Below are 13474 nucleotides of genomic sequence, written 5' to 3' on the forward strand. Positions count from 1 at the left end.
CTATCCACAGTGCGCCGGCATGATGGTTTTCGGAGTTATAAAATGGACTTGATTCAACAATTAGAGCAAGAAGAGATCGCCCGTCTGGGTAAATCGATTCCTGACTTCGCACCAGGCGATACCGTTATCGTCAGCGTCAACGTAGTCGAAGGTACGCGCAAGCGCGCCCAGGCTTACGAAGGCGTCGTTATCTCCCGTCGTAACCGTGGCCTGAACTCGAACTTCATCGTTCGCAAGATCTCGTCCGGCGAAGGCGTTGAGCGTACGTTCCAACTGTACTCGCCGCTGATCGCTTCGATCGAAGTGAAACGCCGTGGTGACGTTCGCCGCGCCAAGCTGTACTATCTGCGTGAGCGTTCGGGTAAATCGGCGCGTATCAAAGAAAAATTGCCAAATCGCCGCGTTGTGGCGAAAGCAAGCGCGTAATATCAGCGTCTGCGTTGGGAAAAGGGTGCCTCGCGGCGCCCTTTTTTTATTCTGAATTGCTGTTGAGGCAAGCTGCCATGGCCACTATCGCATTTGATCCACAACAACTCGCCATCGATTCGATCGCCGGCGAAGCGGCGCTGGACGCCGTGCGCCTGACGCCGGACTGGCTGCGCCAGCGCCTGGCCGAACAGCCTGACTGGCAGCCCGAGATGACCCAGGATTTTCTGTCCGCCCGCGCCGTGCCCGTGCGCGCCGCCGTGCTCATTCCGCTGGTGCAGCGCCCACAGGGCCTGACCATCTTGCTGACCATGCGCACGGACCACCTGAGCAGCCATGCGGGCCAGGTCAGCTTTCCCGGCGGGCGCAGCGAAGCCTTCGATGCGTCGCCCGTCGCCACGGCCTTGCGCGAAACGGAAGAAGAAGTGGGCTTGTCGCGCGAACATATCGAAGTGCTGGGCTGCCTGCCCGACTACCTGACGGGCACCGGCTACCAGGTCACGCCCGTGGTGGGCCTGGTGACGCCGCCGTTCGAGCTGCGCGCCGACCCGTCCGAAGTGGCGGAAATTTTCGAAGTGCCGCTGGCCTTCCTCATGGATGGCCTCAACCATCAGCGCCTGTCGGTGGAATTGCCCGGCGGGCGGCGCTCGTTCTACGCCATGCCCTACGAGCGTTTCTATATTTGGGGCGCCACCGCCGGCATGCTGCGCAATCTGTTTCACCTCTTGCGCGCGTAAAATGATGCCGCGCACGTAATAAGTTTGATTCCAGCACGGCACTGCGCTATCGTAGCGGGCATTGCGGTATTGCTGAAAAAGACAAAAAGGACGTTTGATGACATTTCTCTCCATACTTTGCGCATTGCTGATCGAGCAGCTCAAACCTTTGCGCGCGGACAATCCGATCTACGCCGAAATCAAGAGCCTGGCAATGCGCATGGAGACCTGGTTCAATGCCGGCCACGCCAACCATGGCCGCATGGGCTGGTTCCTCATGATCGGCGCGTTGATGGTGCCGACGGCAGGCGTGTACTGGCTCTTGCGGTATTACCAGCTGACCCCCCTGGCCTTCGTCTGGAACGTCCTCATCGTCTACCTGACCCTGGGCTTCCGCCATTACAGCCATTACTTCACCTCGATCCAGCTGGCCCTGAGCGCCGGCGACGAAGCGTCCGCGCGCACCTTGCTGGGCGAGTGGACCAAACTCGACACGGTAGGCATGGAAGCGAGCGAGATCGCCCGCATCGCCGTGGAAAAAGCCCTGATCACGACGCATCGCAATGTGTTTGGCGTGTTCTTCTGGTTCCTGATGCCGGTGGGCCCTGCCTGCGCCGTGATGTACCGCGTGGCCGAATACCTGGCGCGCGCCTGGAACGAGCCCGAGCACATGCGCAATGAAGCGTTCGGCCAGTTCGCCGCGCGCGCCTTTTACTGGATCGACTGGATCCCCGTGCGCCTGACGGCCGTGGCGTTTGCCGTGGTCGGCAATTTCGAGGATGCCATCTACGCCTGGCGCAATTTCGCCCAGCGCTGGCAGGACGAGGCCATCGGCATCATCCTGACGGCCGGCGGCGGCGCCATGGGCGTACGCCTGGGCACGCCAGCGGAAACGGCGGCCCGCGTGCTCGTCACGCCGGACATGGCCGTCGATGACAGCGACAGCGAAAGCGATATCCTGCCAGGCGAAGAGCCGGGCGCGCGCGCCTTGCAGAGCACGGTGGGCCTGGTCTGGCGCGCCTTGCTGCTGTGGATGCTGCTGTTGCTGTTGATGTCGGGCGCCGTTTTCCTCGGCTGACGCGGGCGCACACGCGCCATCCATGCGCCTTGCGCGTGGAACAAGGTTAAAATAGGGGCTGGCGCGTTAGGCGTGCCGGCCCCTGTTTACATCGTCAGGGCAGATCGAGGTAGAACCCAAGTCTTCTATAAGATATAATACTGGCTTACCGCAGCAAACGTAGTTGACTACCAGCCCGGCTTACCCGCCGGGGCCATTCACGCAATCCAGTCCCGACAAGCCACATGGCCGAGTTATCTCAAAAAACAGGGGAACTCTCAGACGAGTTCTTCATCCTTGGTCTCACCAGCAATGGCAAGCAATTCCGACCCAGCGATTGGGCCGAGCGCCTTTGTGGAGTGATGTCCTGTTTCAATCCCGAAGGTGGCGGGCGCAATGCGCACCTCCAGTATTCGCCCTACGTGCGCCCGACCGTCGTCAATGGCGTCAAATCGGTGGTGGTCAACACGAAGTTGCGCGAGATCGAGCCGATGGCGTTTCACTTCGTGCGCGAATTTGCCAAGGATAACGACCTGCAAATCGTCGAAGCCTGCTTCCTGCCGCCCCCCGAAGAAAAGTAAGACTCGTTTCATTGATGTGCCTCAAACCCGCCACGGCGGGCTGGCGTAGCGTGGACACTCTGCCTCAAACGGAGTGGCGACATGCGTATCGGCGACATCTGTACCCTGCACACCATCCATTGCCAGCGTGACACCAGCGTGCAAGACGCGGCGCTGCTGATGCGCCAGCACCACGTGGGCGACCTGATCGTGGCCGAACAGCCGAACGGCGAGCGCGTCCCCATCGGCATCCTCACCGACCGCGACATCGTCATTTCCGTCATCGCCCTGGGCCTCGACCCCGCCAGCCTGCTGGTGGGCGACATCATGAGCGCGCAGCTGCTCACGGCCAGCGAAGACGAAGACGTCTACGACATCATCGAACGCATGCGCGTCAACGGCATCCGGCGCCTGCCCGTGGTCAATAGCCTGGGCGCGCTCTCCGGCGTCGTCAGCATCGACGACCTGCTGGCCTTCCTGGCCCAGGAGATGGCCGAGCTGGCCCGTATCAGCAGCGGCCAGCTGGTGTACGAAAAGCGCACCAGAAAGTAAGCCTGTATTGCGCAATTCCGGTCAAGTCACGCCTGCCTGAAAATGCTACAGTCGCTGCTCGTTCAACGGGAAGCGTCCATGCACACTCTGGCCAAGGCACTCTGGTATATCGAATCGCATTATGCGCAAAATATTTCGCTCGGCGATATCGCCCACGTGGGCGGCGCCTCGCCGTGTCACCTGACGCGCGCGTTTGGCCTGGCCACGGGCCACTCCGTGATGCGCTATGTGCGGGCGCGCCGGCTCAGCGAGGCGGCCCGCGCGCTGGCGCAGGGCGCGCAAGACATCCTCGCCGTCGCGCTGCAGGCCGGCTACAGTTCCCACGAGGCATTTACGCGGGCCTTCCGCGACCAGTTCCAGATCACGCCGGAAAAGGTGCGGGCCCAGCGCCACGTCGCCAACCTCGCGCTGGTGGACGCCATCAAAATGGATGTGGCGCCTGGCGTGGCCCTGGAAGCGCCGCGTTTCGAGCAGGGGCCCGCCTTGCTGCTGGCCGGCCTCGTCGAACGTTATCGCGCCGAAACGGCTGCCGGCATCCCCGCCCTGTGGCAGCGCTTCCTGCCCCATGCGGCGCCCGGCCAGCTGGTGTATGGCGTGTGCTGCAATAATGACGAGGCGGGCAATTTCGATTACCTGTGCGCCATGCCGGTGAGCGACTTTTCCCAGGCCCCCGAGGGCTGGATGCGGCTGCGCATCGCGCCGCGGCGCTATGCCGTGTTTCATCACCGCGGCCACATTTCCACCATCCGCGCCACCTGGCATACGGTGTGGAACGAGTGGCTGCCCCAGTCCGGTCTGGAAGTGGCCGACGCGCCCGATTTGGAACGCTACGACCAGCAGTTCGACCCCGCCAGCGGCATCGGCGGCGTAGAAATCTGGCTCCCCTTGAAAGCATGAGCATGCTCAATACCTTGTCCAATACCTTGTCTGCGCCGGCCCTGTTTGCCGGCGGCACCGCGTTGCGCCAGCGCCTGTTGCAAATCGCCGCCGCGCTGGCGGCCGGCGTGCCTTTGTACTGGGTGCTGGGATCGCAGCCGCTGGGCCCGCTGGCCTGGTGCGCGCCGCTGCCCGTGCTGTGGCTGGCCCTGCGCTCGTCGCGCCGCGATGCGGCCTGGATGACGTTCCTGGCCGCCGTGCTCGGCTTGTCGTCGAACCTTGCCTATTTCCGCCTGCTGATGCCTTTGCCGGCCGTGCTGGCCGCGATCGCCGTCAAGGCACTGCTGTGGCTGCTGGTGGTACTGGCCACGCGGCGCGTCGTGCTGCGCTACAGGGCAAGCTGGACGGTGCTGGCGTATCCCGCGCTGTGGGTCGCCATCGATACCCTGATGGCCGCATTGCTGCCGGACGGTAACTGGGGCAGCCTCGCGTATTCGCAAGCCGATAATATTGCCGTGTTGCAGGTGGCGGCCCTGGCCGGCGTGCCTGGCCTGCTTTTCTTGCTGTGCCTGGTGCCATCCGCGCTGGCCTTGCTGCTGGCCGGGGGCCGCGCGTATGTGCCAGCGGCGAGCACAGCCGTGCTGCTGCTGGCGGCCGCGTGGGCCGGTGGCGCCTGGCGCGTGCACGGCGCCCCTGCGCCGTCCGGCCCGCTGGCGGGGCTGGTGACCATCGATGACTTTATCGGCCCGGCCACGCCGCCGGCGCGCGCGCAAGCCATCTGGGACCAGTACGCGCGCCACGTCGAAGCGCTGGCCGGGCAGGGTGCCACGCTGGTGCTGCTGCCGGAAAAGATCGCCGTGCTGGACCCCGCGCAGGCGGACGCCGTGCGGCAGCGTTTCCAGGGGCTGGCGCGCGGCACGGGCGCGTGGATCAGCGTGGGGATTGGCGTGCAGGACGCCGCCGGCCGGCGCAACCTGGCCTGGTTGTTCGCGCCCGATGGCGCGGTGCCCGTCAGCTATCAGAAACAGCATCTGGCGCCGCCCGAGCGCGAGTTTCTTGCCGGTAGCGCATATGCCGTGCAGCCGGTGGCGGGGCAGGCCATGGGCCTGGCCATCTGCAAGGACATGCATTTTGCCTCCCTGGGGCAGACGTATGGCGCGGCCGGCGCGCAGGCGATGCTGGTGCCGGCCTGGGATTTTCAACTGGACGCCTGGATGGGCGCGCGCATGACGGTCGTGCGCGGCGTGGAAAACGGTTACGCCGTGCTGCGCGCGGCGCGCGAGGGCGTGCTGACGGTCAGCGATGCGTATGGCCGCGTACTGGTGGAACGGGCCAGCAGCGCCATGCCGGGCAGCACCTTGCTGGCGCCGCTGCCGGCGCAGCCGTCTATTGCCACTTGGGCTGGATGGCTGGGGCCGCTATTCGGCTGGCTGTGCGTGGCGCTAAGCGTGATCCTGCTGTGCATGGGCCGCCGCGCCGCGCCCGCTGCCTGAGGCATAAGGCTCTGTTTTGTTGCAATGCGCAAAAGCGTATTGCACGGCCTTATTTTATATTCCGCGCAGGCAGCCACATAATCGCCGCCGATGATTGCACCATCGCCGTGCATATATTCGGCGAGATACCGGCATATATATTGCACTGCAATAAGTGGTGTTATCTGGTATTGAGAAATTCGGCCATCTGGTATTAATTGGTACTTAATTCCGCCACGAAGTCATACATATCGCCGCGGAAGTAGGAGCGGCAAAATTCCACGGCGCGGCCATCGCGCAAAAAGCCCAGCCTTTCCACCGACAAGCCCGCGTCGCCTTCCTCCGCCTGCAACAGGCTGGCCTGTTCCCCCGTCAACAAAAGTGCACTGAGCCGCTGCAAGGCGCGCACGGGCCGGTTGCCGGCCTGTTCCAGCGCGTCATACATCGATACGTCGACTGCGTCGAGCGCCGGCAGGCAACTGGCGACGATGGTCGCGTACTCCAGGCACATCGGTATCTCGTCCGCATAGCGGATGCGGTGAAAGCGGTACACGGGCGCGCCCGGCGACAGCCGCAGGCGCAAGGCTTCTTCCGGCGTGACGGTGCCCTCCGCGCGCTTGAGCCACACGCTGCGCGGCGTGCGTCCGCGCGCCCGCATGTCCTCGGAAAACGAGGTCAGCTTGGCGAAGTTTTTCTCGATGCGCGTATTGATGAAATTGCCCGAGCCGGGGCGCCGCACCAGCAAGCCCTCGTTGACGAGGCCATCGATGGCCTTGCGCACGGTGATGCGCGAGACGGACAGGTCACTGGCCAGCTGGCGCTCGGCCGGCAGGGCTTCCTCGGGGCCGAGGATGCGCTTGTCGATCGCTTCGCGCAGCGCGCGCTGCAGTTGCTGGTACAGGGGCAGGCTACTCGTCTGCCCCAGGCCTTGCATGATGTGAGCCAGGGTGGTCATACGCTGAGGGTCTCCGTTACGGCGCGTTGCAGACGCGCTCTGTATCTGTTTTGTGTCGCTGGATAATACCAAAAAAGGCCGTTATAAAACCAATTTGAATTATCAGGCCAGCAATTTATGCCTGGCTTCGCAGTCATTTAGCCGGCTCATACGGGCTACGGATTGATTTGGATAAAGTGGTCTGTGTGATTCAAACAACGTTATAAAAAAAAAGTTGCAACTGGTAGTGTTCTGGTATTGGATAGTAGTATATTGGCGTTGAATTGGTTTTGTAAGTGGTTGTGCCGAAGGGTCTGCAGCATGCCGGCGAGAGTGGGCGGGCTGGAAAGAAGACCTACATTAAAAATGAAAAGGTTCCAATCCTGGAGCCTAAATCAAGGGGGAGTACATGAAACGCAATTTGACAGCTAGCGGTGTAACGCGCCTGACGCCTATCGCGGCAGCCGTGGGGTTGATGGTACTGGGTGCGAGTTTTGCCGCCCAGGCGCAGGAAGCAGTGCAGCCGGATTCAAGTGTTGTGGTGGTAACCGGCGTGCGCGCCGCAATGGCCCAGTCGCTCAATCAAAAGCGTAATTCCGACTCCCTGGTCGAAGTCGTCACGGCCGAAGACGTGGGCAAGATGCCGGACAAGAGCGTTGCCGATTCGCTGCAGCGCATCCCTGGCGTGTCCGTCGCCACGGCAGGCGGCACCGAAGGTGGCTTTGGCGACAATGACCGCGTCAGCCTGAAAGGCACGCCTTCGAACCTGACCTTGACCACCCTGAACGGCCACACCGTGTCGAGCGGCGACTGGTATATCGCCAACATCACGGGCGGTGGCCGCAGCGTCAGCTACTCCATGTTCCCGTCCGAGCTGATCGGCCGCGTCACCGTACACAAAAGCTCGCAAGCAGACCTGATCGAAGGCGGCGCCGCCGGCAATGTCAATATCGAAACCCGCAAGCCCTTGAGCTTCAAGAAGAATCTGACCCTGATGGGCTCGATTGAAGGCGCTTACACGGAATCGGCCAAGAAAACCGATGCGCAAGTCAGCGGCTTGATCAACTGGAAAAACGACACCAACGACCTGGGTATTCTGTTGCAAGTGTTTAACGAGAAACGCACCTTGCGCCGCCAGGGCCAGGAATTCCTGTGGTGGGAAAAGCTTAATGACACGAATGCAAAAGCCTGGATTGCCGCCAATCCCGAAGTCGCAGGCAAGACTTTGTCGTTCCTGACCGGTTCCTCGCTGTTTGAGCAAAAGCGCCAGCGCAAGGGCGGCTCGCTGGACATCGAATACAAGGTATCGAACGACCTGAGCTTCAACGTCAACGGCTTCTACACCCGCCTCGATGCGGACAACGTCAATACCAACTTCATGCATGCGCCGTTTCAAGTCCTGGGCGTGCCCGGCGCCGTCCCGTCGTCGTACACGCTCAAGGGCAACACGATTACGTCGATCGCCTTCCCGTCGAAGTGCCCGGTCGCCGATTGCTCGGAAATGGGCGCCTCGGTGCAGGACATCATTGCCCGTCCAGGTTCCTACAGCGATTCGAAATTTGTCGACTTTAACTTCAAGTACCGCGCCAACGCCAACCTGAAGTTTACTGGCCAGGTCGGTACCACGCGCGGCACGGGCCACGCCCGCGACTACGCGTATGAAGCCTGGCTGGCTTATTCGGGCAGCAGTCTGACCGTGCATGGCATCGATGCGCCGGCCAATGTCGTCATCGACAATGCCGCGACCTTGAATCCACGCACCGGCGCCCCGTTCTTCACCGGTTGGGCAACGGACACCACCACGCGTGACAAGGAAAACTATGGCCAGGTCGACGGTGCCTACAGCACCGTATGGGATGCCGTGCCGACCATCCGTTTTGGTCTGCGTACCGCCAAGCATGACCGTTCCCTGACCGCGCTCGAAGGCACCTATGCGCCGGGCGCCGGCCTGCTGGAGAATGCGCCGAAAGGCTTGACGCGTTTCCCGACCAGTCCCCTGGCCAACGTGCTGCAAAATCCCTGGACCTTCAGCGGTTCCTCGATGAAGGAGTGGGGCGACAAGTACGTGACGTACGACAGGCATGCTTACCAGGGCGAATTCCAGATGACGGAAAAAGCCAATGCCGCCTACGTCATGGGTGACCTGAACTTTGCCAACGTGCAAGGTAACTTCGGTGTGCGTTATGTCAAGACCGAGATCGACGTGGCCAATGCATCGCCGAACACCGTGTGGAAACCGACCCTCAGCTCGAACACCTATAATAACTTCCTGCCGAGCGTGAACTTGCGCACGGACCTGGCGAAGGATGTCGTGTTGCGCGGCGCGGCCAGCCGCACCATGGCGCGTCCTGACTTTGGCGCACTGGGTGCCTTGAGCCTGAACGATTTGACGATGTCCGGTTCCGGCGGCAATCCGAACCTGAAGCCGATCTTGTCGAACAACGTCGATGCGGGCGTGGAATGGTACTTCATGCCGAAGTCGCTGATCGCCGTGAACCTGTATCAGATGAAACTGGCTTCGTATGTCACCTACGGTTCGTCGGTGGCGCAGTTCTACAACACGACTCTCGGCCGCGTAACCGACTACAGCATGAGCGCCGCCGTCAATACCAAGGCGCGCGTGCGTGGCGTGGAACTGCAGTACACCCAGGACCTGAGCAATGGTTTCGGCTTCAGCGCCAACTACACCTATGCTGACGGCAAGGAAACGCAAGCGGCGCCAAAATCGGCGTGCGCCGATGAAGGCAACTGCGATATGGTCGGCACGTCGAAGAACTCGTACAACCTGTCGGGCTTCTTTGAAAATGCCAAATGGAGCGCGCGCCTGAACTACAGCTTCCGTTCCGCCTTCCTGAACGGCCTGGATCGCAAGAGCGCCATTTACCAGGATGACGTCGCCACCGTTTCGGCTTCCGTCAACTACAACATCAACGAGTTCCTGACCCTGTCGCTGGAAGGCAAGGACTTGAACAATCCGCTGTTGAAGTCGTATGCGTCGACCAAAGACCAGCCGCGCGCGTTCTACAAGAATGGCCGCCAGGTATTCTTTGGCCTGCGTGGCAAGATGTAAGACGTTTTACTTGGTTAATGCCTCCCGGCGGACACCCGGGATGGCATGACAATGGCGGAGCGCAGCTGGCTCCGCCATTTTTTTATTGCAAGATGGATTTTTTATAGGGTGGGATACCTCCGATGACATTACACGCAATGCTGGCTTGCTTCGCCTGCGCACTGCCACTGGCCGCCGCCTCCGCCAGTCCTTCCGCTCCTGCCGCGCCGGTTTTCGCGCCGGAAGTGGTGGCGTATTATCCCGGCTGGAAATCGGCCGATTTTCCCGTTAACGAGCACAATATTCGCGCTGGCAATGTCAGCCTGATCCAGTACGCGTTCGCCGACATCTGCTGGGATGGCGAACATGGCAATCCCGCACCGGAGGGCGGCGGCGTGAGCGCCTGCCTGGATGCGCAGGGCCAGCCGTCCCGGCCGGCCAATGGCAGCATCGTCCTGCCGGCGCCGCAAGCCGATGCCGACAACTTGCGCAAGCTCAATGCGCTCAAGCAAAGTCATCCGCGGTTGCGCGTCCTGCTGTCGGTGGGCGGCTGGATCTGGTCGAACCGCTTTTCGGACGTGGCCGCCACGCCGGCCGCACGCCAGGCGTTCATCGCCTCCGCGCTGGAACTGGTACGCCGGCATGGCCTCGATGGCGTCGATATCGACTGGGAACATCCGGCCACGGGGGGGATTCCCTGTATCGAAGGCAAGCTCTGCCATCGCGCCGACGACAAGGAAAACTATGTGCGCCTCGCGAGCGAACTGCGCAACGCCTTCGAGCAGGCCGGCAAGCAGGATGCCGGCCGCCATTACCTGATCACCATCGCCGCCGGCGCGCATGCCAGCCTGAGCGACGACAGCGACGCTTCGCCCGGCTGGATCGTCCGCCTGGCGGCGCAGCTGGACTGGATCAACCTGATGACGTATGACTACCGCGGCGTGTGGGATGCCGAGAGTGGCCAGCTGGCGCCCCTGCATGCCGACCCCGCCGACCCGCAGCGCGACAAGCAGCTGTATGCGGACGCCACCGTGACGCGCTTCCTGCGCGCCGGCGTGCCTGCCGCCAAGCTGGTGCTGGGCGTGCCCTTCTATGGCTATGGCTGGAAGCAGTGCGCCGCCGGTCCCCGCGGCGATGGCTTGTACCAGCCTTGCCAGGGCGCCGCCAGCGGCAACGACGGTACGCCGACATTTACTTACCGGTATCTGCAGGAGCAAGGCTACCTGGCCGAGGACAAGGGCGCGCGCGGCTTCCAGCGCCATTGGAATGCCGCGTCGCAAGTACCGTATCTGTACAACCGCGACAGCGGCGTGTTCATCAGCTATGAAGATGCGCAATCGGTGGCGCATAAAGTGCGCTATATCCGCGACAAGGGCTTGCGTGGTGGCATGTTCTGGGAATTGAGCGGTGATGCGCAGCATGTGCTGGGTACGGCCATGGCGCCCATCCTGAAGGGGGCGCAGCCATGAACCAGCGCTACCTCGCCCTCGACGTCCTGCGCGGCCTGACCGTCGCACTGATGATCGTCGTCAATACGCCGGGCGACTGGGGCAGCGTGTATGCGCCGTTCCTGCATGCCGAATGGCATGGTTTTACCCTCACGGACCTGGTCTTCCCCAGCTTTTTGTTTGTCGTCGGCAATGCGCTGGCGTTTGCGTTGGGGAAATATGAACATCTGGGCCATGGCGCCGTGCTGGCCAGGCTGTGCAAGCGCAGCGCGCTGATCTTTTTACTGGGCTTCCTGCTGTACTGGTTCCCCTTCTTCAAGCTCGACGATGCGGGCCAGTTCGCCTGGTCGCCGCTGTCGCACACGCGTATCCCCGGCGTGCTGCAGCGCATCGCCGTCTGCTACCTGGCCGCCGCCCTGATCCTGCATTACTGGAAGACGCGCGGCGCGCTGGTGTTCAGCGCCTGCGCCTTGCTCGGCTACTGGGCCATCCTGGCGACCTGGGGCGATTACAGCCTGCACGGCAACGCGCCCGCCAAGCTGGACCTGATCTTGCTGGGCGACAGCCATCTGTACCACGGCGAAGGCATCGCCTTCGATCCGGAAGGTGTTCTCGGCACCTTGCCATCGATTGTCAATGTGATTGCCGGCTACCTGGCGGGCAGCTTCCTGCGCCAGACGGCGCCGGCGCAGCTGCGTGCCGCGCTGTATCAGCTGGCCGTGGCTGGCGTCATTTGCGTGGCCGTGGCCCTGTGCTGGAATGAAGTGTTTCCGATCAACAAGAAGCTGTGGACCAGCTCTTACGTGATGCTGGGCATCGGCCTGGACTTGCTGCTGCTGGCGCTGCTGATGTACATCATTGACGTACGTCAAATGACTGGCTGGACGTATTTCTTTGAAGTCTTTGGCAAGAACACGCTCTTCATTTACCTGGTGTCGGAAGTGCTGGTGATCATCGCGTTTACCGTGCGCATCGGCGGCGGCAACCTGTACCAGTGGCTGTACACGCACTGGTTTACGGGCTGGGCGCCGGCGCGCGTGGGGTCCATGCTGTTTGCCGTCAGCTTCATGCTGCTGTGCTGGCTGATCGCCTACGGCATGGACAAGCGCAAGATATACATCAAAGTCTAGAACTTCAGCTTCAGGCCGTAACGCGTGGCCAGGGCGGTGAAGAGCAGCATCAGGGCGGTGACGGCGGCGGCATTCCACAGGCCGGCCGTGCCGCCCGTTTCAAGATACGGCCACCAGAAGCGCGGCAGGTGCAGCACGGCCGCCAGTTGCTGCCACAGGTCGGGCACGATGTAGGCGAACAGGGCATTTGTTCCGGCAGGCAAGAGCACCACCGCCCAGGCGCGCCAGCGCCACACGTCGATCACGACATAAAACACGAGGAACAGGGCCAGGATGAGGGCGCTGCACACGAGCGTGTAGGATTCCGTTGCCGCGATCTTGTTGATGTGGTGATACGGCCGCAGCAGCAGGCCGGCAGCGAACAGGCCCAGCGCGAACCACGCCATGAAACGTATCCTCTGGGCATGGCTCAGGGCGGCGCCGCGCAGGAACAGCTGGCCCACCAGGGTGCCGGCCAGCACATTGGCCGCCGTCGAACCGAGCACTTGCGGCACGTTGACAAACCCGTTGATACCCGCCGGCAGGAAATCCAGGCTGCCCGCCGTGCCGCCCATGTACAGCGCGATCAGCAGGGCAAACACGCCCATCAGCGCCGTGCCGCTGCCCTGGCACGCCAGGTACAGCAGGCTGCACAGCAGATACGCCCAGCCGATCATGCCGAGGATGCCCCACCATGACGGTTGCAGCCAGGTGCTGGAAAATTCCGCATTCAATTCGCCGCGGAACGTCGCCAGCAGGAACAGCATCAGGATGCCGCCTGCGGCCAGTTCCAGCTTGCCCGCGCCCTGGCGCCACAGCAGGATCATGGCCATATAAAACAACAGGAAATACACAGCGTGCGGCAGCGGCGCCGCCTGCGCATCGTAGCGGTAGGCATTCGCCAGCACCACGCCGGCCAGCATCAGGCTGGCGGAGCGCCACAGCAGGCGCCCCAGCAAGGCTGGCGTGACGTGGCCGCAATGGCGCTGCAAGGCCAGCGGAATGGCCATGCCGACCATGAACAGGAAGCCGGGAAAGACCAGGTCGGGCACGGTGATGCCGTCCGCGCGCGGCCCCGCATGTTCGAGCCACCAGGCAATGCCGGGCATGCCGGCCAGGTAGTTGACCCAGATCATGGTGACGATCACGAAGCCGCGAAAGGCGTCCAGGCTGGTCAATCGTTCGGCGGCGGTGGCAGTGGCGACAGTGGCTGGCGGCATGGAAGGAGGAAAAAAGGTCGAAAAAAAAGCAGCCCCGGCCTGAGCCGGGAACCGC

The 13474-nt window shown here is 62.5% G+C and carries 12 protein-coding genes; 10 read left to right on the forward strand and 2 right to left on the reverse strand.

What is annotated here, in order from left to right; genetic code table 11:
* Window positions 1–42 precede the first annotated feature (42 nt).
* The 7 genes from rplS to FG13_RS25090 all read left to right on the forward strand — a co-directional run bounded on the left by rplS (window position 43) and on the right by FG13_RS25090 (window position 5680).
* Entirely contained in the window at window positions 43–426 is a 384-nt protein-coding gene (rplS, locus tag FG13_RS25060) for a 50S ribosomal protein L19 (RefSeq protein ID WP_035825414.1), read from the forward strand.
* Window positions 427–503: 77 nt separating this feature from the next.
* On the forward strand, window positions 504–1163 hold the full coding sequence (locus FG13_RS25065; RefSeq protein ID WP_035825416.1) for a CoA pyrophosphatase: 660 nt from the start codon (window positions 504–506) through the stop codon (window positions 1161–1163).
* A gap of 97 nt (window positions 1164–1260) precedes the next feature.
* On the forward strand, window positions 1261–2220 hold the full coding sequence (locus tag FG13_RS25070; protein ID WP_035825418.1) for a CobD/CbiB family protein: 960 nt from the start codon (window positions 1261–1263) through the stop codon (window positions 2218–2220).
* A gap of 224 nt (window positions 2221–2444) precedes the next feature.
* Window positions 2445–2780, forward strand: coding sequence for a DUF3579 domain-containing protein (locus FG13_RS25075; protein WP_029496213.1), 336 nt, complete (start codon window positions 2445–2447; stop codon window positions 2778–2780).
* Window positions 2781–2861: 81 nt separating this feature from the next.
* Window positions 2862–3311 (forward strand): CBS domain-containing protein, encoded by a 450-nt coding sequence (locus FG13_RS25080; protein WP_035825422.1) that lies wholly within the window; start codon window positions 2862–2864, stop codon window positions 3309–3311.
* A gap of 78 nt (window positions 3312–3389) precedes the next feature.
* Entirely contained in the window at window positions 3390–4208 is an 819-nt protein-coding gene (locus FG13_RS25085) for an AraC family transcriptional regulator (protein WP_035825424.1), read from the forward strand.
* A complete protein-coding gene (locus FG13_RS25090; protein WP_035825426.1) occupies window positions 4205–5680 on the forward strand; it encodes a nitrilase-related carbon-nitrogen hydrolase in 1476 nt (491 codons plus the stop codon). The genes FG13_RS25085 and FG13_RS25090 overlap by 4 nt, the downstream gene beginning before the upstream one ends.
* Window positions 5681–5873: 193 nt before the next feature.
* On the opposite strand, the gene FG13_RS25095 is transcribed toward FG13_RS25090, so the two are convergent.
* Window positions 5874–6614 carry a GntR family transcriptional regulator gene (locus tag FG13_RS25095; protein WP_035825427.1) on the reverse strand — a complete coding sequence of 247 codons (741 nt, stop codon included), beginning with the start codon at window positions 6612–6614 and terminating at the stop codon, window positions 5874–5876.
* A 388-nt stretch (window positions 6615–7002) separates the two neighbouring features.
* Here FG13_RS25095 and FG13_RS25100 point away from each other — a divergent pair, with 388 nt between their 5' ends.
* From FG13_RS25100 to FG13_RS25110, 3 genes are all read left to right on the forward strand, one after another.
* Window positions 7003–9663, forward strand: a complete 2661-nt coding sequence (locus FG13_RS25100; protein ID WP_081922706.1) for a TonB-dependent receptor — start codon at window positions 7003–7005, stop codon at window positions 9661–9663.
* 122 nt (window positions 9664–9785) lie between these two features.
* On the forward strand, window positions 9786–11111 hold the full coding sequence (locus FG13_RS25105) for a glycoside hydrolase family 18 protein (RefSeq protein WP_035825429.1): 1326 nt from the start codon (window positions 9786–9788) through the stop codon (window positions 11109–11111).
* A complete protein-coding gene (locus FG13_RS25110; RefSeq protein WP_035825431.1) occupies window positions 11108–12220 on the forward strand; it encodes an acyltransferase family protein in 1113 nt (370 codons plus the stop codon). Before FG13_RS25105 ends, FG13_RS25110 begins: the two co-directional genes overlap by 4 nt.
* Here the strand turns inward: FG13_RS25110 and FG13_RS25115 are convergent.
* Window positions 12217–13419, reverse strand: a complete 1203-nt coding sequence (locus FG13_RS25115) for a DUF5009 domain-containing protein (protein WP_081922707.1) — start codon at window positions 13417–13419, stop codon at window positions 12217–12219. The two genes, FG13_RS25110 and FG13_RS25115, sit on opposite strands and share 4 nt — an antisense overlap.
* Window positions 13420–13474: the final 55 nt, after the last annotated feature.

Origin of the sequence: Janthinobacterium sp. RA13, from assembly GCF_000745325.1 — a bacterium.
GTDB lineage: Bacteria > Pseudomonadota > Gammaproteobacteria > Burkholderiales > Burkholderiaceae_D > Janthinobacterium > Janthinobacterium rivuli.

Excerpts from the sequence above, each read along its gene's own strand:
- rplS (WP_035825414.1), top strand. The coding sequence starts at position 43 with ATGGACTTGATTCAACAATTAGAGCAAGAAGAGATCGCCCGTCTGGGT.
- FG13_RS25065 (WP_035825416.1), top strand. The coding sequence starts at position 504 with ATGGCCACTATCGCATTTGATCCACAACAACTCGCCATCGATTCGATC.
- FG13_RS25070 (WP_035825418.1), top strand. The coding sequence starts at position 1,261 with ATGACATTTCTCTCCATACTTTGCGCATTGCTGATCGAGCAGCTCAAA.
- FG13_RS25075 (WP_029496213.1), top strand. The coding sequence starts at position 2,445 with ATGGCCGAGTTATCTCAAAAAACAGGGGAACTCTCAGACGAGTTCTTC.
- FG13_RS25080 (WP_035825422.1), top strand. The coding sequence starts at position 2,862 with ATGCGTATCGGCGACATCTGTACCCTGCACACCATCCATTGCCAGCGT.
- FG13_RS25085 (WP_035825424.1), top strand. The coding sequence starts at position 3,390 with ATGCACACTCTGGCCAAGGCACTCTGGTATATCGAATCGCATTATGCG.
- FG13_RS25090 (WP_035825426.1), top strand. The coding sequence starts at position 4,205 with ATGAGCATGCTCAATACCTTGTCCAATACCTTGTCTGCGCCGGCCCTG.
- FG13_RS25095 (WP_035825427.1), bottom strand. The coding sequence starts at position 6,614 with ATGACCACCCTGGCTCACATCATGCAAGGCCTGGGGCAGACGAGTAGC.
- FG13_RS25100 (WP_081922706.1), top strand. The coding sequence starts at position 7,003 with ATGAAACGCAATTTGACAGCTAGCGGTGTAACGCGCCTGACGCCTATC.
- FG13_RS25105 (WP_035825429.1), top strand. The coding sequence starts at position 9,786 with ATGACATTACACGCAATGCTGGCTTGCTTCGCCTGCGCACTGCCACTG.
- FG13_RS25110 (WP_035825431.1), top strand. The coding sequence starts at position 11,108 with ATGAACCAGCGCTACCTCGCCCTCGACGTCCTGCGCGGCCTGACCGTC.
- FG13_RS25115 (WP_081922707.1), bottom strand. The coding sequence starts at position 13,419 with ATGCCGCCAGCCACTGTCGCCACTGCCACCGCCGCCGAACGATTGACC.